At 71.3% G+C, this 19,883-nt stretch carries 16 protein-coding genes; 9 read left to right on the top strand and 7 right to left on the bottom strand.

The window, feature by feature from the left end:
* Positions 1-20 precede the first annotated feature (20 nt).
* The 3 genes from CPH93_RS11730 to CPH93_RS11720 form a co-directional block, all read right to left on the bottom strand.
* Positions 21-602 (bottom strand): Uma2 family endonuclease, encoded by a 582-nt coding sequence (locus tag CPH93_RS11730; RefSeq protein WP_093485004.1) that lies wholly within the window; start codon positions 600-602, stop codon positions 21-23.
* A gap of 195 nt (positions 603-797) precedes the next feature.
* Complete coding sequence (locus tag CPH93_RS11725; protein WP_173909783.1) at positions 798-1,532, bottom strand: carbonic anhydrase; 735 nt, start codon at positions 1,530-1,532, stop codon at positions 798-800.
* Between the two features lie 450 nt (positions 1,533-1,982).
* Positions 1,983-2,729 (bottom strand): PIG-L deacetylase family protein, encoded by a 747-nt coding sequence (locus CPH93_RS11720; RefSeq protein WP_093485006.1) that lies wholly within the window; start codon positions 2,727-2,729, stop codon positions 1,983-1,985.
* Positions 2,730-3,062: 333 nt separating this feature from the next.
* Between CPH93_RS11720 and CPH93_RS11715 the strand changes: the two genes are divergently transcribed.
* The 6 genes from CPH93_RS11715 to CPH93_RS11690 all read left to right on the top strand — a co-directional run bounded on the left by CPH93_RS11715 (position 3,063) and on the right by CPH93_RS11690 (position 10,301).
* Positions 3,063-3,815, top strand: a complete 753-nt coding sequence (locus CPH93_RS11715; protein WP_006603337.1) for a GntR family transcriptional regulator — start codon at positions 3,063-3,065, stop codon at positions 3,813-3,815.
* A gap of 210 nt (positions 3,816-4,025) precedes the next feature.
* On the top strand, positions 4,026-5,774 hold the full coding sequence (locus CPH93_RS11710) for an APC family permease (protein WP_231977278.1): 1,749 nt from the start codon (positions 4,026-4,028) through the stop codon (positions 5,772-5,774).
* Between the two features lie 235 nt (positions 5,775-6,009).
* Positions 6,010-6,189, top strand: a complete 180-nt coding sequence (locus tag CPH93_RS11705; RefSeq protein ID WP_006603335.1) for an SPOR domain-containing protein — start codon at positions 6,010-6,012, stop codon at positions 6,187-6,189.
* 51 nt (positions 6,190-6,240) lie between these two features.
* Complete coding sequence (locus tag CPH93_RS11700; protein WP_197708749.1) at positions 6,241-6,681, top strand: (deoxy)nucleoside triphosphate pyrophosphohydrolase; 441 nt, start codon at positions 6,241-6,243, stop codon at positions 6,679-6,681.
* Positions 6,682-6,995: 314 nt separating this feature from the next.
* Entirely contained in the window at positions 6,996-7,457 is a 462-nt protein-coding gene (locus CPH93_RS11695; RefSeq protein ID WP_093485007.1) for an ATP-binding protein, read from the top strand.
* 279 nt (positions 7,458-7,736) lie between these two features.
* Complete coding sequence (locus CPH93_RS11690) at positions 7,737-10,301, top strand: SpoIIE family protein phosphatase (RefSeq protein ID WP_093489140.1); 2,565 nt, start codon at positions 7,737-7,739, stop codon at positions 10,299-10,301.
* Between the two features lie 48 nt (positions 10,302-10,349).
* On the opposite strand, the gene CPH93_RS11685 is transcribed toward CPH93_RS11690, so the two are convergent.
* From CPH93_RS11685 to CPH93_RS11670, 4 genes are all read right to left on the bottom strand, one after another.
* Positions 10,350-11,147: a succinate dehydrogenase/fumarate reductase iron-sulfur subunit gene (locus CPH93_RS11685; RefSeq protein WP_096212750.1), complete on the bottom strand. Its 798-nt coding sequence runs from the start codon at positions 11,145-11,147 to the stop codon at positions 10,350-10,352.
* On the bottom strand, positions 11,144-13,087 hold the full coding sequence (locus tag CPH93_RS11680; protein WP_093485009.1) for a fumarate reductase/succinate dehydrogenase flavoprotein subunit: 1,944 nt from the start codon (positions 13,085-13,087) through the stop codon (positions 11,144-11,146). The genes CPH93_RS11685 and CPH93_RS11680 overlap by 4 nt, the downstream gene beginning before the upstream one ends.
* Before the next feature lie 73 nt (positions 13,088-13,160).
* Positions 13,161-13,988, bottom strand: coding sequence for a hypothetical protein (locus tag CPH93_RS11675; RefSeq protein WP_093485010.1), 828 nt, complete (start codon positions 13,986-13,988; stop codon positions 13,161-13,163).
* A 114-nt stretch (positions 13,989-14,102) separates the two neighbouring features.
* A complete protein-coding gene (locus tag CPH93_RS11670; RefSeq protein WP_096212749.1) occupies positions 14,103-14,402 on the bottom strand; it encodes a hypothetical protein in 300 nt (99 codons plus the stop codon).
* 407 nt (positions 14,403-14,809) lie between these two features.
* Between CPH93_RS11670 and CPH93_RS11665 the strand changes: the two genes are divergently transcribed.
* From CPH93_RS11665 to CPH93_RS11655, 3 genes are all read left to right on the top strand, one after another.
* On the top strand, positions 14,810-17,245 hold the full coding sequence (locus CPH93_RS11665) for an ABC transporter family substrate-binding protein (RefSeq protein WP_096212748.1): 2,436 nt from the start codon (positions 14,810-14,812) through the stop codon (positions 17,243-17,245).
* 187 nt (positions 17,246-17,432) lie between these two features.
* On the top strand, positions 17,433-19,337 hold the full coding sequence (gene typA, locus CPH93_RS11660) for a translational GTPase TypA (protein WP_096212746.1): 1,905 nt from the start codon (positions 17,433-17,435) through the stop codon (positions 19,335-19,337).
* 133 nt (positions 19,338-19,470) lie between these two features.
* On the top strand, positions 19,471-19,803 hold the full coding sequence (locus CPH93_RS11655; RefSeq protein ID WP_093485014.1) for an antibiotic biosynthesis monooxygenase family protein: 333 nt from the start codon (positions 19,471-19,473) through the stop codon (positions 19,801-19,803).
* The last annotated feature ends 80 nt before the right edge of the window (positions 19,804-19,883 follow it).

Raw genomic sequence — 19,883 nt, 5'->3', positions numbered from 1 at the left:
GCTGACCTGGATCCGTGGTGTCACCCGGCCCGGCCCGGCGCGAGCTTGTCCAGGTCAAGGCTGATCTCGAAGGGCAGGGACCGCTTGAGCGTGTGGCGAAAGATTCCGGCCGGCGCGTAGGTGCCGGTCGGCCCGTCGAGCTCGTAGACGTGCACGGCGGGGACGGTGCCCTCGTCCTCGATGCACCAGTAGTGCCGGATGCCGGCCTCGGCGTACTTGCGCAGCTTGACGGTCCGGTCGCGGTGGGCGGACTCCGGCGAGACGACCTCGACGACGAGCTGGACGTCCTCCGGGGCGAACCAGGTGCGGTCGGCGTCGTACGGGGCGGTGGTCACAAGCAGGTCCGGCTCTGGGCGATTGCGGGCGTCGAGGCGGATGGTCATCTCCCGCTCGACTTCAACGCCGTCGGGGGCCTGAGCCATGAGCGCCACTGTGAGAGCAGTGACGAGGCGGCCGTGCCACGACCGTTGCGGGGACATCATGAAGACGAGGGCTCCGTCGATGAGCTCGGTGTGGCGAGGCGCCTCGGGGAGGCGGTCCAGGTCCTCCGCGAACCAGCCTTCCGCGCGCGGCGGGCGCATCCAGTCGGGCAGTGCGGTCATGTCATCACGGTAGCGGCCCTGGCTCAGGCTGAAGAGCCAACATTCTCGGCCGGAGGATTTTCGGCACCATGCCGCGCCGTGACCAGGCACCCCTCTGGCACCCGGCCATGAGCGACTCGTCGGTCCAGATCGTCACGGTGATCGTCTCTGTATTCCCGTGCGGGCTTCCACCGCTCCGGGCGTCCACTCCGACGGTCAGGAAGGCGCACCGGCAAGGACCTGCACTTTGCCGGTGTCGAGCGAGTAGTAGGCGCCGACCACGGCAAGGGCGCCCTTTTTCACCAGGGGGGCCAGGTCCTGGTTGGAGCGCAGGTTGGCCGCGGTCAGCGTGACCTGGGCGCGGGCCATGGTGTCGACCGGGTCGGCACCGCCTTCCCGCCTTGCCTGCTCGTACGCCGGCCGCAGGGCCCTGGCGATCGCCTCCAGGTTGCCGGGCAGCGGTTTGCCGTCCCGGAAGGACTTGTACGCCGCCTCGACGGCGCCGCAACGCTGATGCCCGAGGACCACGATGAGCGGAGTGCCACTCGTCATGGGCCCGTACTCCACGGAACCCGTGACCACCGGGCCGACCGCCTCCCCGCCCGTGCGCATCACGTAGAGGTCACCCAGGCCGGTGTCGAAGAGGAGTTCCGGCGGCACCCGGGAGTCGATGCAGGAGAGGACCGCCCCGAAGGGCTTCTGCTTCCCGGCCACGAACTGGCGCCGGTTCGGATCCCGGTCGGGGTGTTGAAGGTCTCCGCTCACCCAGCGCGCATTGCCGTCCATCAGTCTCGCGAAGGCCGCGGCGGGCGTGGTCGGCCGCGCTGTCGGTGAAGCGCTGGGCGCCAACGGGGCGGCGCTCGTCGAGGAGCACCCCGCGAGCGCGGCCGTGGCGATCGCGAGTCCACCGGCGAGCAGAGTTCTGCGATCCGGTTGTCCCGTTCTGTCCATCTGCTGTTCCCCTCAGTCCGCTGGGACACGTCCCTACGACGTGACCAGGGCGATTGTTCAGCGCAGTGCGGAAGCCCTGCGGCAGGCGCAAGCGGGCGTGGGCTGCTTTGCCACCGACGGCCCACAGAAACCGGCGCGGGCGGGTCCGAGCGTGCCGTCGCGGCCTCGGGCCTCCCGTGGGTCCGGCCCCCGCACGCAGGCCGGAGCCCGGGCTCGGCGTCCGTCCGCACAGGAAGCGGGGGCCACGCCTCCCGTCTGAGCGACGGGGGAGCAGCCAACAGGGGCCGGCGGAACCGGGGTTCATCCAGTCTGCATGGCACGGGAGTTGGGGATTCCTGGTGAGCTGATGGCGGCCGGGGTGCGGCGGGATCCGGAGGAGCTGGCATCGGCGCAGCTGTGCCCGGGGGCGCGCCCTGGCCGGAGAGCGTCGCGGCCCCGGGGCGGTCCGCCTCAGCGGGGGAAGACCTCGAAGAGCGTGGCGGGGTGGCCCCGGTAGCGTTCGCCGCCGTTGCGCAGCATCTGCTCGATGAAGGTGCGGGCGTAGGTGTGCGGATCCTGCTCGGGGCCGCGCAGGCCCTTGATGTACGTGGCGTGCGCCGCCAGGGAGGCGACCGCACGGTCGATGCCGGGGCCGACATCGGCGGCGTGCGTGGGGTGCGGGGAGCCCGCCACGGCCACCCAGCGGACGCCGTTCCAGGGCGCCAGGCCCTTCGCGCCGGTGAGGTCGCGGAAGATCCAGCGGTTGCCGGCGTCGCCCGCCGCGTCGAGGACCGCCCGGCCGACCACCCGGTGGTCCGGGGAATTCCAGTGGCCGCCGCCCCAGGTGTCGTGGTGATTGAGGGTGATCAGGAGCTCGGGGCGGTGGCGCCGGATGGCCGCGGACAGGTCGCGGCGCAGCGTCCGGCCGGGCTCGATGACGCCGTCGTGGTGGTGGTCGAGGAATTCGACGGTGTGGACGCCGACGAGCGCGGCGCCGGCCCGCTGCTCCTTCACGCGGACCGCGGCGCACTCGGCCGGTGCCAGCCCGTCGATACCGGCCTCGCCGCGGGTGACCAGGAGGTAGCTGACCTCGCGCCCCGCGGCGGTCCATTCGGCGATCGCGGCCGCGGCACCGTATTCGAGGTCGTCGGGGTGGGCGACGACGGCGAGCGCACGCTGCCAGTCCTTGGGCATCGGGGAGAGGTGTTCGGCGGGCATCGGGTCCCTTCCTTCCCGTCCTGGTGGCGCGTCCGGCCCGCGTGCGGTGTGCCGTGCTCCGTATGCCGTGTCGCGGGTGGTCTCCGGTCGCGGTCCCGTGTGCGGGTGGCCCCGCTTCGATCGTGACACGCCTGGGAGGCGGCCACCGGGTGGGTGGGGAGAAGGGGAGGGGTGGCGCGGGGTGGGGGTGCCGGGGTCTGTGGCCCCCGATCTCAGGTTTTACACGGGCTGAGCTGGGATTCATTACATCAGGCGAATATCTGGCCCAAGCTTGCGGTCGGCAACGCGCGGTTGCCACGCTGTTGCTGACTGTCAAGCTGTTGGGAGGGGCATGTGCCTTTCGGTGAGCAGCCCGCGTACCTCCGCGTGGCCGGCGACCTGCGCCAGAAAATCGTCGACGGCCTACTGCCGCCGCACACCCGCCTCCCTTCCCAGGCGCGCATCCGCGAGGAGTACGGCGTCTCGGACACCGTCGCGCTGGAGGCCCGGAAGGTCCTGATGGCCGAGGGGCTGGTCGAGGGCCGCTCGGGGTCGGGCACCTATGTGCGCGAGCAGCCCGTGCCGCGCCGTATCGCCCGCGTCGGCTTCCACTCCTCGGGCGGCTGCACGCCGTTCCGGCAGGAGCAGACGGACGAACGGGTACGGGGCACCTGGGAGTCCAGCAGTGAGCAGGAGGCGGCCGGTCCGGCGGTCGCGGGCCGGCTGCGGATCGCGCAGGGGGCCAAGGTGATGCGGACGCGCTATGTCTTCCGGGCCGAGGGGGAGCCGGCGATGCTCTCGACGTCCTGGGAGCCCTTGGAGGTGACCGGGCGGACGCCGGTGATGCTGCCGGAGGAGGGGCCGCTGGCGGGGCGCGGAGTGGTCGAGCGGATGGCAGCCATCGACGTGGTGGTGGACAACGTCGTCGAGGAGGTTGGGGCCCGGCCCGCGCTGGCGGAGGAGGCCATGACGCTGGGCGGGGTGCCGGGGCACGCGGTGCTGGTCGTGTCGCGGACGTACTTCGCGGGCGGCCGGCCGGTGGAGACGGCCGATGTCGTGACCCTCGCCGACCGGCACCGGGTCACCTACCACCTGCCAGTGAAGTAGCCGCAGAGCCCTCCTGAATCGGGCCCGGTTCGCCCTGCGCGCGTGCGCGAGACGCCCTCTGCCCGGCTCTGGTTCTCGGACAGGGGTCCGCTTTGTGCCGGTTCGTGGGCAAAATTTGGCCGAAACCTTGTGTTGGATAACTCACAGAGCCTCAACTGAGCGGCTGTTTTGGGCAGCTGTGGGAATCCGCTGTCTCGATTCGCTCTTACGATGGCGAAGTTTGTGCACGGCACGGGGGAAGACCAGGAGACCAAGCACGTGAGCACGACGAAGACACCGAGCGCGGAGCAGGGCTCGCACTCGAATTACCGTCGGTCCCTCGGGACCATTGCCCTGACCGCCACTGGTCTCGGGTCCATCATCGGCTCCGGCTGGCTCTTCGGAGCCGAGCGGGCCGCCGCCATCGCCGGCCCGGCCGCGATCGTCGCCTGGATCATCGGCGCGCTCGTTGCGCTCACCATCGCGCTCACCTACAGCGAGCTGGGCGCGATGTTCCCGAAGGCCGGCGGCATGGTCCGCTACGGCCAGTACTCCCACGGCTCGCTCGCCGGCTACCTCGCGGCCTGGGCGAACTGGATCGCGATCGTCTCGGTCATCCCGGGAGAGGCCACCGCCTCGGTCCAGTACATGAGTTCCTGGGACTTCGCCTGGACGCATGCGCTCTACGACGGCACGGAGCTGACCGGCACCGGTGTCGGGCTGGCCAGCATCCTGCTGATCTTCTACTTCTTCCTCAACTGGTTCGCGATCTCGCTGTTCGCGAAGACCAACACCGCGATCACGGTCTTCAAGGTCGTCGTCCCGGCGCTGACCGCGAGCGCGCTGATGCTGGCGCACTTCGACACCGGCAACATCGTCCACCACGGCGGCTTCACGCCCAACGGCTGGAGCTCGGTCTTCACCGCCGTCGCCGTCTCCGGCATCGTCTGGGCCTACAACGGCTTCCAGTCCCCGCTGAACCTCGCCGGTGAGGCCCGTAACCCCGGCAAGTCGCTGCCGAAGGCCGTCGTCTGGTCGATCCTGATCGCGCTGGTCATCTATGTCGCGCTGCAGGTCGCGTTCCTGATGGCGGTGCCCGGGGACAAGCTGTCCGCCGGCGGCGGCTGGGCCTCGCTCGGCTTCAACTCGCCGCTCGCCGACCTCGCGGTGGCCTGGGGCCTGAACTGGCTGGCGCTGCTGCTGTACGCGGACGCCTTTGTCTCGCCGTCCGGTACCGGCATGATCTACGCGGCCACCACCTCGCGCATGATCCACGGTGTGCAGGAGAACGGTCATCTGCCCGGCGTCTTCGGCAAGGTGGACAAGAAGACCGGTGTGCCGCGCCCGGCGCTGCTGCTCAACCTCGTGATCGCGTTCCTGTTCCTCGCGGTCTTCCGCGGCTGGGGCTCGCTCGCCGAGATCGTCTCGGTCGCCACGGTCATCTCGTACATCACCGGGCCGGTCGCGGTGATGTCGCTGCGCCGCATCTCGCCGGACCTCAAGCGCCCGGTCAAGCTGCGGGCCATGCCGCTGGTCGCACCGATCGCCATGATCTTCGGCTCGCTGGTGCTGTACTGGGGCCGCTGGCCGCTGACCGGCAAGGTCATCCTGATCATGGCCGTCGGACTGCCGGTCTGGGCCTGGTACGAGATCGGCAAGCCGCTGACCCAGGGCCGCAAGCCGTGGGCCGAGCTGCGCCCGCACCTCAAGGCCGGTGCCTGGATGGTGGCGTATCTGCTGGTCATGGCCGCGGTGTCGTATCTGGGCGGCAAGGACTTCGGCGGCAAGGGCTATCTGCCGGAGGGCTGGGACATCCTCCTGGTCGCCGTGATCGGTCTCGCCTTCTACTACTGGGGCGTGCGCAGCTCCTGGCGCAACCCGTCGCTGGTCTCGGTCGAGGCCGAGCTCCTCGCCGAGGAGGAGGCCGCGGCGGCCAAGGCCGCCGAGACCGAAGGCGCCAAGGACTCCGTCAGGGTCTGAGCCCGCCCGCGCCGTCGCATTCCGCCCGCCCGAGCGCATCGGGCCCCACCGGCCACTCGCAGGCCGTCTCCGGTACGCCGGAGGCCCGCGGGTGGCCGGTTCGGTATCTCTTTGTGTAAATCCATATCCGGTGAGTGAAGGTCGGGCGTAGGCTCGGGCATATGCGGATTGCGATTTCGGCATCAGCGGACCAGGGGCGCGTAAGGGCGCGTCACGCGGCGGATGGAGGGGCGCAATGACCGAGGGTGGAGCCGTGCTCCCCTGGCTCGTCATCCGCCAGGACGAAGGCGGCAACCGCTATCGCGTGGGCCGATATGCCACCCGAGCGGAGGCGGAGCGGGTGGCCGACCGGCTCGGAACCCGCGGTCACCAGCAGCTTTACGTGGTCGAGAAGGCCGACCGGGCGGTGACCTGAGGGGCCGCGGGCGGCAAGCGGGACGAGGGCGGGGGACGTAGGCTGCCGCGCATGACGACCGTGCGCGTAGTGGTGGGCGGAGCGGTGTGCGAGCGCGGGCGGCTGCTGGCTGCACGGCGCAGCGCACCGCCCGCGCTGGCCGGCCGCTGGGAGCTGCCCGGCGGCAAGGTGGAGGACGACGAGACCCCCGAGCGGGCGCTGGAGCGCGAGCTGCGCGAGGAGCTGGGGGTCGAGGCGGCGGCCCTGGACCGGATCCCGGGCGAATGGGTGCTGCGACCGGGCTACGTCCTCCAGGTGTGGACGGCCCGGCTGGTGTCCGGCGTGCCGCAGCCCCTGCAGGACCATGACGAGCTGCGCTGGCTGCGGCCCGGTGAGGAGAGCCAGGTCGACTGGCTGGACCAGGACCGCCCGGCGGTCGCCGAGGTGATGCGCAGACTGGCGGCGAAGAACGGGGTGCCGCCGGCGGCCGGTGCCTCGCCGGCACGGCCGTAGCGGCCCCGTCGCAGCCTGCCGGGGGGGCACAGCAGCCCGGCTCCGGCCGCCCGGTCGCAGCCCTTCTCCGGGCCCCAGCCGCCCGCCTCCGGGCCGCCCGGCCCGCGCCGCGCGCATCCCTCGCGCCCCGCTCGCCCCGGCTGCTCCCGCGCACGTCGCCGCCCCGCCTGGCCGTCCGGCCGTACCGCGCGCCGATATGTTTCATTTGTGCCACAGTGCACCCCCGCATGCGGTACTTCGCGTTGGATACCGGGTATGTCCTGAATGACCCCTTCAATGCGTGTGAGGTGAGGGGGGAGTCATCGGGCTGGGATGTGATCGGCGTGAGCGACAGCGCAGCGGCAGGAGTCCCGGAGCCGGTCTCCGGCAACGCCCGCAGGCGCCCCAAGGCCACCGGTTCCCCCTCTGCCGAATGGAGTTTCCCCGCCGACCCCGGTGCCGTGCGCACCGCCCGCACCGTGGTCCGCCGGGTGCTGGACGACTGGGGTTTGAACGGCGCCGCCGACATGGCCGTACTACTCGTGAGCGAGCTCGTCACCAACTCCCTGCGCCACGCGAGCGGGCCGATCGGGGTCCGCATGGTGCTGCTGAGTACCGGCGGGCTGCTCGTCGAGGTCTCCGATCCGCTGCCCGACCCGCCGCGGGAGCGTGATGCCGCGCCCGACGACGAGGGGGGTCGCGGACTGCAGCTGGTCGCGTGCAGTTCGCGGCGCTGGGGGACCCGGCGTGGAAAGAGTGGCAAGACTGTGTGGTTCGAGCTGTCGGTGGCTGGTTAGGAGACAGATGAAGTCCTGATCGTTGCCATTTCATCGACATTCTGTCGATGGCCTGCGATCGAGACTGTGCTGTGATCGTGAAGACCGTGTTCCGGATTGCCGAGGTGCTGGATACTCAGGCTGGTCCGGTCCGGGCACGATGAGCTGGAGGGGACGGGGCTCGTGAGCGAGATGTCATCTGGCGGGGCAGAACCCGCACAGGGCGATGGTCAGGGTGGTGCGGACTGCCCCGGGGACCCAGGCGGCCGCCCTCGGGCGGGCGAGCTGGTGGGCCCGCCCGTGTGGCAGAGCAGCCGGCCCGGATCGATCTATGACTACATCCGCGTGGCCTCCTTCTCGCTCGGCCCCGACGGCCGGATCGACCAGTGGAGCGAGCGGGCCGCGCAGATGCTCGGCATCCCCGCCCGCTACGCCCTCGGCAAGGACCCCGTCGAGGCGTTCGTACCAGGCGAGTTGCGCGACACCGGCCGCCGCAAGGTGTCCGAGATACTCGACGGCCGGGAGTGGACCGGCCTGGTGCCCTACCGCAGGGAAGAGGGCGGCGCGACCGACGGGCTCGCCGAGATCTATGTGATGCCCTCGCGCAACGAGGAGGGTGAGCGCGCCGCGGTCTGTCTCGTCGTCGACGTCCGGGCGCTGCGCGGCATCGAGACCGATCTCGCCGCCTCGCAGGCCGTTTTCGGTCAATCTCCCATGGGATTCACCCTGTTCGGCACGGACCTGAAGCTGCTGCGGGTCAACGAACGGTTCGCCACGGTCTTCGGCGGGCCGGCGAGCAAGTACCGCGGCTGCGGGCCGCACGACTTCCTGCCGCGCAGCGAGGCCGAGCGGATGACCGCCGCACTGCGCCGCGTACTGGACACCGGCGAGCCGGTCGCCGAGATGCAACTGGTCGGCCTGGGAACCGGCGAGGGCGAGCGGCGCCGCTGGTCGGTCTCGCTCTACCGGCTGCACGGCGCCAGCGGCCGGCCGATCGGCGTCGCGGCGCTGGCCGCCGATGTGACCGGCCGGCGCCGGGCCGAGCGCGAGGCCGCCAACGCCCGCCGCAACCTCGCCCTGCTCAACGAAGCCGGCGCCCGGATAGGCAACTCCCTGGATCTGGAGACCACCGCCCGCACCCTGCTGGACGTGGCCGTACCGCAGTTCTGCGATCTGGCCTCGGTGGACCTCTACCAGGGACTGCTCGCCGGCGACGAGGCCCCGCCCGGCATGAGCGACGGCAGCGCGGAGCTGCGCCGGGTCGCCTTCGCCAGCGCCGTCTCGGACGTTCGGCTCGCCACCGCCCCCGCCGCCCCCGGCGACGCATCGGACCCGGTCGCGGTCGGCGCCGTCCACCGCTACCCCTTCAACTCCCCCTGCGCGGGCGCCCTGCGGACCGGCCACGCGCAGATCATCCCCGGCCGGGAGAGCGATGACGGGGGGCCGGAGTTCGGCGCGGTGGTGCAGTCCACCCTCGCCGTCCCGATGGTCGCCCGGGACACCGTCGTCGGACTGGTGCAGTTCTCCCGTACGAAGGGCAGCGAGCCGTTCGGTGAGCGCGACACGGCGCTGGCCGTGGAGCTGGCCGCGCGCGCCGCCGTCTGTATCGACAACGCCCGCCTCTACCGCCGCGAGCACGAACGCGCGCTGATATTGCAGCGCAGCCTGCTGCCGCCCGGTGACCCCGAGGCGGCCGGTCTGGACATCGCCTGCCGCTATCTGCCCGGCACCACCGCCACCGAGGTCGGCGGCGACTGGTTCGACGTCATCGAACTCCCGGGCCACCGGACCGCGTTGGTGGTCGGCGACGTGATGGGCCGCGGACTGCGCGCCGCGGTCGCCATGGGGGAGTTGCGCACCGCCGTGCGGACGCTGGCGCTGCTGGACCTGGAGCCCGCCGAGGTGCTCTCCGCGCTGGACGAGATCGCCCGCGGGCTCGGCGGCAGCGGCGACGACCGGCCCACCGCGCGGTCCGTCCGCGGCCGGTCCGGGTCCCCGGAGGGCCCCGAGCAGAAGCGCTCGGCCCGTACCGCCGATCTCTCCGAGGTCTACCTCGCCACCTGCGTCTACGCCGTCTACGACCCGATCACCCGGCGCTGTACGTTCGCCAACGCCGGACATCTGCCGCCGGTGCTGGTCGAGGACGGCGAGGACGCGCTGCTGCTCGACGTACCGCCGGGGATGCCGCTCGGCGTCGGCGGCGAGCCCTTCGAGGAGATCGAGGTCGACCTGCCGGACGGTGCGCTGCTGGCGCTCTACACCGACGGCCTGGTGGAGTCCCGCGACCATCCGCTGGACGAGGGGCTGCAGGCGTTCCGCAGGGCCCTCTCGGACGCCGACCGGCCGCTGGAGGACGCCTGCGACCACGTGCTGAGCGCCATGAACACTTCGCACGGCGAGGACGACATCGCCCTGCTGATGGCGCGGGTGCAGGGGCTGCCCAAGGACGCGGTGGGCGACTGGAGCCTGGCGCCGGAGGCGCGTTCGGTGGCCCGCGCCCGGGAGCTGGCCCGCGACCAGCTCACCGACTGGGGCCTGCAGGGCCTGGTCGACACCACCGAGCTGCTGGTCAGCGAGCTGGTGACCAATGCGCTGCGGCACGGTCACGGCGAGATCCGGCTGCGGCTGCTGCTGGACCGCACGCTGGTCTGCGAGGTGTGGGACGCCGATCTCGCCCAGCCGCGCCGGCGCCGCGCCCGGGACACCGACGAGGGCGGCCGCGGGCTGCAGCTGGTCGGGCTGCTCAGCGAGGGCTGGGGCAGCCGCCGTACCCCGCGCGGCAAGACCGTGTGGTTCGAACTCGCCCTGCCGGACGGGGAGTCGCCGGCGGTGGACCCGACCGAAGCGCTGCTGAGCCTGTTCTGAGGAGACGGGCGGGACCGGGGGCGGCGCCCGGGGTCCCGCCCCGCCCGGTCATTCGCCGCGGCGCCGGATCTTGTTGCCGAGCCACACCAGCGGGTCGTACTTGCGGTCCGCGGCGCGCTCCTTGAGCGGGATCAGCGCATTGTCGGTGATCTTGATGTGCTCGGGGCAGACCTCGGTGCAGCACTTGGTGATGTTGCAGTAGCCCAGCCCGTGCTCGTCCTGCGCGGTGGCCTTGCGGTCGATACCGGAGTCCGGCGCCGCGTCCAGCGGATGCATGTCGAGCTCGGCGATCCGCATCAGGAAACGCGGACCGGCGAAGGCGGCCTTGTTCTCCTCGTGGTCGCGCACCACATGACAGGTGTCCTGGCACAGGAAGCACTCGATGCACTTGCGGAACTCCTGGGACCGCCCCACGTCCTCCTGCTGCATGCGGTACTCGCCGGGGGCCAGCTCCGCGGGCGGCACGAACGCCGGGATCTCCCGGGCCTTGGTGTAGTTGAACGACACATCGGTGACCAGATCGCGGACGACCGGGAAGGCGCGCATCGGCGTGATCGTGATCGTCTCCGTACGGTCGAAGACCGACATCCGGGTCATGCACATCAGCCGCGGCCGCCCGTTGATCTCCGCGCTGCACGAACCGCACTTGCCCGCCTTGCAGTTCCAGCGCACCGCGAGATCGGGGGCCTGGGTCGCCTGGAGGCGGTGGACGATGTCGAGCACCACCTCGCCCTCGTGCACCTCGACCGTGTAGTCCGCCAGGTCGCCGGCGTGCTCATCGCCCCGCCACACCCGGAAGTGCGCCTGGTAGACGCCGGACCGCTGCTCTTCCTGCTCCACGCTCACCGGCTCAGCTCCTCGTCCGTCAGATACTTCGCCAGCTCGTCCTTCTCGAACAGTTCCAGCAGATCGCGGCGGATCGGCGGGGTCTCGCGGCGGGAGAGCCGGATCTGGCCCAGCGCCGGGTCGGCCGTCCGGGCCTCGCCCTGGGGATGGGCGACCTCGCAGACCAGATTGATGTTGCGCCAGCCGCGGTCCATCGCCGGATGGTCGTCGCGGGTGTGCCCGCCGCGGCTCTCCTCGCGCTCCAGTGCCGCCCGCGCCACACACTCGCTGACCAGCAGCATGTTCCGCAGATCGAGGGAGAGATGCCAGCCCGGGTTGTACTGCCGGTGCCCCTCGACGCCCGCGCGCCGGGCCCGCACCCGCAGCTCGGCCAGCCGCTTGAGCGCCTCGAACATCTCGCTCTCCTTGCGGATGATGCCGACCAGGTCGTTCATCGCCTGCTGGAGCTCCTGGTGCAGGGTGTACGGGTTCTCCGCCGGGCCCGCCTCGTGGCCGGCCTCCTGCCCGGCGTCCTCGGCGCTGAAGGGGCGCAGCGCCTCCGCCTCCGCCGCGTCGATCTGCACCGGGTCGACCGCCGGCCGCCGGTCGAGCGATGCCGCGTACTCGGCCGCGTGCAGCCCCGCCCTGCGGCCGAAGACCAGCAGGTCGGACAGCGAGTTGCCGCCGAGGCGGTTGGAGCCGTGCATGCCGCCGGCCACCTCACCGGCCGCGAACAGCCCGGGTACGCCGGTCGCCGCCGCGGTGTCCGGGTCGACCTCCACCCCGCCCATCACGTAGTGGCAGGTCGGGCCGACCTCCATCGGCTCGGCGGTGATGTCCACATCCGCCAGCTCCTTGAACTGGTGGTGCATCGAGGGCAGCCGGCGGGTGATCACCTCGGCCGGCATCCGGGTCGAGACATCCAGATAGACGCCGCCGTGCGGGGAGCCGCGGCCCGCCTTGACCTCGGCGTTGATGGCGCGGGCGACCTCGTCGCGGGGGAGGAGTTCGGGCGGGCGCCGGTGGCGTTCCGGATCCTCGTACCAGCCGTCGCCCTCCTCCTCGGTCTCCGCGTACTTCTCCTTGAAGACGTCCGGGATGTAGTCGAACATGAAGCGCTTGCCGTCGCTGTTGCGCAGCACCCCGCCGTCGCCGCGGACGGACTCGGTGACGAGGATCCCCTTGACGGACGGCGGCCAGACCATGCCGGTGGGATGGAACTGCACGAACTCCATGTTGATCAGCGGCGCCCCGGCCAGCAGCGCCAGCGCATGGCCGTCACCGGTGTACTCCCAGGAGTTCGAGGTCACCTTGAAGGACTTGCCGATGCCGCCGGTGGCCAGCACCACCGCCGGGGCCTCCAGCACGAAGAAGCGGCCGGACTCCCGCTCGTAACAGAACGCGCCGGAGACCCGGTCCCCGTCCTTGAGCACGCGGGTGACCGTGCACTCCTGGAAGACCTTCAGCCGGGCGTCGTACGCGCCCAGCTCCCGCTCGTCCTCCTGCTGGAGCGCGACGATCTTCTGCTGGAGGGTGCGGATCAGCTCCAGGCCCGTACGGTCGCCGACATGCGCCAGGCGCGGGTACTCGTGGCCGCCGAAGTTCCGCTGGGAGATCCGGCCGTCCGCGGTGCGGTCGAAGAGCGCGCCCCAGGTCTCCAGCTCCCACACCCGGTCCGGGGCCTCACGGGCGTGCAGTTCGGCCATCCGCCAGTGGTTGAGGAACTTGCCGCCGCGCATGGTGTCCCGGAAGTGGACCTGCCAGTTGTCGTGCTCGTTGGCATTTCCCATGCTGGCCGCGATGCCGCCCTCGGCCATCACCGTATGGGCCTTGCCGAACAGGGACTTGCAGATCACGGCCGTGCGCATACCGGCCTCGCGGGCCTCGATGGCGGCGCGCAGTCCGGCGCCGCCCGCGCCCACCACGACCACGTCCCATGCCTGCCGGTCCACATGCGCCATCAGAAGGCACACCTTTCCTTAGAGAACTGTCGTAGGAGTTGCTTGTCGTAGGGGAGGGGGAGAGGGGCTGTCGTCAGAAGAAGCGCGGGTCGGGGAAGGCGCCGCTGGCCAGCAGGAAGACGTAGAAGTCCGCGACGGCGACGCTGACCAGCGAGGACCACGCCAGCAGCATGTGCCGCTCGTTGAGCTTGCCGACCCAGCCCCACAGCCGGTAGCGCACCGGGTGCTTGGAGAAGTGCTTCAGCCGGCCGCCGACGATGTGCCGGCAGGAGTGGCAGGAGACGGTGTACGCCCAGATCAGCACGATGTTGGCGAGGAAGATCAGGGTGCCCAGGCCCATGTGGCCCCAGGCGTAGTGCTCGTCGCGGAAGGTCAGCGCCGTGTCGTAGGTCAGTACGCCGGCGACCAGCACCGCGAAGTAGAAGAAGTAGCGGTGGATGTTCTGCAGGATCAGCGGGAAGCGGGTCTCACCGGTGTACTTCTTGTGCGGCTCGGCGACCGCGCAGGCCGGCGGCGAGGCCCAGAAGCCGCGGTAGTAGGCCTTGCGGTAGTAGTAGCAGGTCAGCCGGAAGCCCAGCGGAAAGATCAGGATGAGCAGCGCGGGGGACAGGCCCCACCAGCTGCCGAAGATCTCCCAGTTGGGGCCGCCGCGCATGGTGTGGCAGTTCTCCGCCAGACACGGCGAGTAGAACGGCGAGACATAGGGCGCGTGGTAGTAGTCGGCGTTCGCGAACGCCCGCCAGGTCGAGTAGACGATGAACGCGAGCAGCCCGGCGGCGGTGCAGGCCGGGGCCAGCCACCAGCGGTCGGTGCGCAGATGGCGGGCGGGGATCGCGGCGCGCGAGGTGGTGTGCACGCCGGTTGTGCCGGTGTGCGAGGAGGGTTCGGTGCCAGTGGCCAACGTCGGTCTCCGTGACGGGCGCTCCGGCCGGAAGGCTTCCACCGGGGCGGCAACGGGGTAGGGGCTGAGTGGGGCGAAGCCACCCCCTAGGGGGCCTCCACCAGGGGTTTCCCCCTAGGGCGCGTGGCCGTTCCTGGAGCCGAGGCCCTCGTCCTGGGCGTCGGTCCACAGCGCGGAGTTGTAGGGGGCGTCGGAGATCGACACCATTTCCTGGGTGGCCGCACCCGGACGCGGGGGCCGGCCGGCCGCCGCGCTCTGCTTGAGCAGGCCGAGGCTCTCGCGCAGATGGTCCGTGTCGCTGCGGACCCGGCGGATGTCCAGGCTCTTGCCGAGTTGCGCCTCCAGCTTCCCCACCGTCCGGGCGAGGTCGTCCAGGCTGCGTTCAACCGCCGTCAGATCATCCTTAAGGGACATATGACGTGCCCTCACTTCTGAAGGTGTGGTGGGCGATCTCATGCGCCCGAGAGTGTCGCGCGTCACAGTAGGCGTTGGGAAGGGGGTGAGCGGGATTACGACTCGAACCGGTGCGTTTCGGCAACCGCGCGCCGCGGCACCCCTCGAACGCCGACACGAAACCGGGCGCGCCGCGGGCTGCTGCGGTCCGCCCTGCGGTGGTCCCGTGACCCCGTCGGGGCCCGGGATGTTGGGCCGGGCGGGTGGCCTTGCGGCGGCGGCCGACGTGTCGGGCGGCCGGGCCGGGTGCGGTCGCTTTCAGTAGGGGGGCCATAGATGTGATGAGCCGCAAACTCGGCCGAACGTGGTGCGCCGGTCAGGCCCAGGCGGTGCTCGGCGCGGCGCGGGCGAGCCCGGAGGTAACCGTCATGACCGACCACGACCACCCCTCAGGCCGCCGCGCGGCGGGCCGCAGACGCCGCTGTGCCGCGTTCATCGCGGCGGGGGCGCTGCTCCCGCTGCCGGCCCTGTCCGGATGCAGCAGCGATGAACGGGAGGCGTCGGTCTCGGCGTCCCAGGACATCGCCCCGGCGCCGCGCGGCGAGCTGAAGAACGGCGGCACCCTGCGCTGGGCCGTCGATGCGATGCCCGGCACGCTCAACGCCTTCCAGTCCGACGCCGACGCGACCACCGCGCGGATCACCGGCGCGGTGCTGCCCAGCATGTTCACCCTCGACGGGAACGGCCGGCCGCAGCGCAACGCCGACTATCTCGACGCCGCGGACGTCACCGCCCGCGACCCCAAGCAGATCGTCACGTACAAGATCAACCCCAAGGCGCGGTGGAGCGACGGATCGGCGCTCACCGCCGCCGACTTCATCGCCCAGTGGAATGCGCTGCGCGGCAAGAACAACGCGTTCTGGACCGCCCGCAACGCCGGCTACGACCGGATCGGCAAGGTCGAACAGGGCGCGGGCGCCCACGAGGTGAAGGTGACCTTCGCCCGGCCCTATGCCGACTGGCGGTCCCTGTTCACCCCGCTCTATCCCAGGAGCGTGATGGGCAGCCCCGACGCCTTCAACGAGGACGCACGCGAGCAACTCAAGGTCGGTGCGGGCCCGTTCCTCGTCCGGAAGCGGGACACCGAGGAGGGGCGGGTCGTCCTCGTCCGCAACCCGAAGTGGTGGGGTGACCGCGCCAAGCTCAAGCAGATCGTGCTGGAGTCGCTGCCCGGCGACAAGCGGGCCGCGGCGCTGGCCGACGGGAGCATCGACGTCGCCGCGGTCGACCAGCTCGCCGCGAAGCGGGTCGCCTCCGCCCGGCGCCCGGCCGGCTCCGCCGCGTCCAGGAAGCCCGGCGACGGCAACGCGGGCCCGCAGGGCGACGGAGCCAAGGCCGACGCCAAGGCCGTCGCCGCGGAGAACGCCGTGCTGCGCGGCTACACCATCCGCAAGGCGCTGGAGCCCGCCTACACCCAGCTCGCCCTCAACGGCGCGAGCGGGCCGCTGGCGGACGACCGGGTGCGTCGGGCGGTGGCCCGCGCCCTCGACCGGCAGGCGCTCGCGGACACCGTCCTCAAGCCGCTCGATCTCCCCTCCCGGGCGCTCGGCAACCATCTGCTGATGGCCGGGCAGGGCGGCTACGAGGACCACAGCGACGCCCTCGGCGGCCAGGACACCGGGGCGGCCCAGGCGCTGCTCGCGGATGCCGGCTGGAAGAGCGACGGCAGCGACCGGCAGCAGGCCGGCCAGAACGCGGGCGCACCGGCGCCCGGCGCGGGCCGCGCCGCCTACGGATACCGCGACGGCGACGACCCGTCGGACGACCGCTACGACGGCGGCCCGTACGGGGACGAGTCCGCGGAGGACGGGTCCGAGGGCCGGGGCGGATACGACGAGGGCGCCGACGACCGCAACCCGGCACGCTCCGGCCGCGGCCACGCCGGCGCGTCCGGCGGACACGGCGCGGGCGCCCGGCCGGCCGCCGCCGAGGCCCCGCTGTCCTTCACCGGCGCGGTCGGCTCGGAGGTCCAGCAGGCCGCCCTGCTGCGGCAGAGCGCCGCGTTCTACAAGCAGGCGGCCGCCGGCGAGAAGGACGAGGCGCACGGCGACACCTCCTCCGCGGCGTACGCCAAGTACAAGCGGTACAAGAAGCGCGCCGCACGGGCGCTGAGCGCCGCCGAGCGGATCGAGACCGGCCAGGCCCCGCATCTGCCGGGCTCCGGCGGCCACCCCGGCTCCGGCGGCCACCCCGGCGCCCGGCACGTCGCCGCCGAGCGTTCCGCGGCCGCCGCGCCGCAGCCGGCCGGTGACCGGGCGGGCCACATCGCCGTCGTCAAGAAGAACGGCAAGCCGCTGACCTTGCGCTTCGTGGTCCCCGACGGCGCGGGCTCGGTGCAGCTGCGCACCGTCGGGCGGCGGATCTCCGAGATGCTCGGCAAGATCGGCATCCAGACCTCCGTCCAGCGGGTCTCCGACGCCAGCTACTTCCAGGACCACATCGCCTCCGGCGACTACGACCTGGCGCTGTACTCCTGGCCCGGCACCGCCTACCCGGCGACCGACGCCCGCCCGATTTACGCCAAGCCGCAGCCCGCGCCCGACGGCTCGCTGACCGTCGAGCAGAACTACACCCGGGTCGGCACCGACCACATCGACCAGCTCTTCGACCAGGCCGCCTCCGAGCTGGACGAGGGCGCCGCACGCACCCTGGTGGCGCAGGCCGACGCCCGGATCTGGGCCGCCGCCGGGTCGATTCCGCTCTACCAGCGGCCCGAGCTGGTGGCCACGAAGAAGACGCTCGCCAACGTCGGCGCCTTCGGCTTCGCCACACCCCGCTTCCAGGACATCGGCTACACGAAGTAAGGGCCTCCCCAGCGCCCCTCAAAGGGAAGGAAATTGCAGGTCAGAGGGTGTATGGACGGGCTGCGGCGGCTGCTGCCGCCGCAGCCACGTACCATGGGGTGAGGCCGTGGCGTGCTGAGATGCCCGGCGGGCGCGCGTACCGGATGGACGCGTCGCCATCCACGATTCCGGGAGAAGCGCCGCCAGTATGCCCACCCGTCACGACATTCGTAACGTAGCCATCGTCGCCCACGTCGACCACGGAAAGACCACTCTCGTCGACGGCATGCTCAAGCAGGCCGGTTCCTTCGCCGAGCACGCCGCCGAGAAGCTCGACGACCGGATGATGGACTCCAACGACCTGGAGCGTGAGAAGGGCATCACGATCCTCGCCAAGAACACGGCGGTGAAGTATCACCCCAAGGACGGCGGGGACCCGATCACGATCAACATCATCGACACCCCCGGCCACGCCGACTTCGGTGGCGAGGTCGAGCGCGGTCTGTCGATGGTCGACGCGGTCGTCCTGCTGGTCGACGCCTCCGAGGGTCCGCTGCCGCAGACCCGCTTCGTGCTCCGCAAGGCCCTCGCGGCCCGGATGCCGGTCATCCTGTGCATCAACAAGACCGACCGCCCCGACTCCCGGATCGACGAGGTCGTCAACGAGACCTACGACCTGTTCCTGGACCTGGACGCGGACGAGGACCAGATCGAGTTCCCGATCGTCTACGCCTGTGCCCGTGACGGCGTCGCCTCGCTGACCAAGCCGGAGGACGGCACCGTCCCGTCCGACTCCACCAACCTGGAGCCGTTCTTCAGCACGCTGCTGGAGCACGTCCCGGCCCCCGAGTACGAGGAGGGCGGCCCGCTGCAGGCGCACGTCACCAACCTCGACGCGGACAACTTCCTCGGCCGTATCGCGCTGCTCCGCGTCGAGCAGGGCGAGCTGGCCAAGGGCCAGTCCGTCGCCTGGATCAAGCGGGACGGCAGCATCGCCAACGTCCGCATCACCGAGCTGATGATGACCGAGGCGCTCACCCGCAAGCCCGCCGAGAAGGCCGGGCCGGGCGACATCTGCGCGGTCGCGGGTATCCCCGACATCATGATCGGCGAGACCCTCGCCGACCCGGAGAACCCGATCGCGCTGCCGCTGATCACGGTCGACGAGCCGGCGATCTCCATGACCATCGGCACCAACACCTCCCCGCTGGTCGGCCGCGGCGGCACCGGCAAGGGCGCGGACGCCAAGGCCGCGGTCAAGGACCGCAAGGTCACCGCCCGCCAGGTCAAGGACCGCCTGGAGCGCGAGCTGATCGGTAACGTCTCGCTGCGCGTCCTGGAGACCGAGCGCCCCGACGCCTGGGAGGTGCAGGGCCGTGGTGAGCTGGCGCTGGCCATCCTGGTCGAGCAGATGCGCCGTGAGGGCTTCGAGATGACCATCGGCAAGCCGCAGGTGGTCACCAAGCAGGTCGACGGCAAGACGTACGAGCCCGTCGAGCGCATGACCATCGACGTGCCCGAGGAGCACATGGGCGCCGTCACGCAGCTGATGGGCGTCCGCAAGGGCCGGATGGACAACATGTCCAACCACGGCTCCGGCTGGGTCCGCATGGAGTTCGTCGTCCCGTCCCGCGGCCTGATCGGCTTCCGTACGGAGTTCCTGACCAACACCCGCGGCACCGGTATCGCGCACTCGATCCACGAGGGCCACGAGCCGTGGTTCGGCACGCTCACCACCCGTAACAACGGCTCCCTGGTCGCCGACCGCGCCGGTGCCGTCACCGCCTTCGCGATGACGAACCTCCAGGAGCGCGGCGTGCTCTTCACCGAGCCCGGCACCGAGGTGTACGAGGGCATGATCGTCGGTGAGAACTCCCGCGCCGACGACATGGACGTGAACATCACCAAGGAGAAGAAGCTCACCAACATGCGCTCCTCCTCGGCCGACTCGTTCGAGGCGATCGTGCCGCCGCGCAAGCTGTCGCTGGAGCAGTCCCTGGAGTTCTGCCGCGACGACGAGTGCGTCGAGGTGACCCCGGAGTCCGTGCGCATCCGCAAGGTCGTCCTGGACCAGAAGGAGCGCGGCCGCACGGCTTCCCGCGCGAAGCGCTGAAGGACCGCGCCAAGCGGTAACGGCTGCCGCCGGTATCCCTGGCCCGATGCGATGGGGCGCCCCTCTGTGTGAGGGGCGCCCTTCGTCGTCGGTGGCCGGCCGCGTTGTCAGTGGTCGGCGGCAGACTGTCGGTATGGCAGTGACAACGAAGATCGAAGCCGGGCGCCCGGTCGCGACGCTGATCAATGTGTTCACCGTGGTGCCGGAGCGGCAGGCGGAGCTGGTGGCATTGCTGAGCCGGGCCACCGAGGAGACGATGAAGGACCGGCCGGGATTCGTCTCGGCGAACATCCACGCGAGCGCGGACGGCGAACGGGTCGTCAATTATGCGCAGTGGGAGAGCGAGGAGCACTTCCGGGCGATGCTGGCCGATCCGGCCGCGCGGGAGCACATGACGCGGGCCGCCGAGCTCGCGGAGCATTTCGATCCGCGGATGTACGCGGTGGAGTCCATACATCACGCGTAGGGGTGGCGGCCCGGGCCGCTGCGCCGCGCGGCGGCCCGGGCCCGTCCCCGTTCCGTCCCCGATCGGGCATCCGGGGGTTT

It is taken from the genome of Streptomyces sp. 2323.1, from assembly GCF_900221035.1.
Taxonomy (GTDB): Bacteria; Actinomycetota; Actinomycetes; order Streptomycetales; family Streptomycetaceae; genus Streptomyces; species Streptomyces sioyaensis.
Note: the sequence above shows the minus strand (reverse complement) of the source record. Positions and strands in the feature narration are given on the sequence as shown.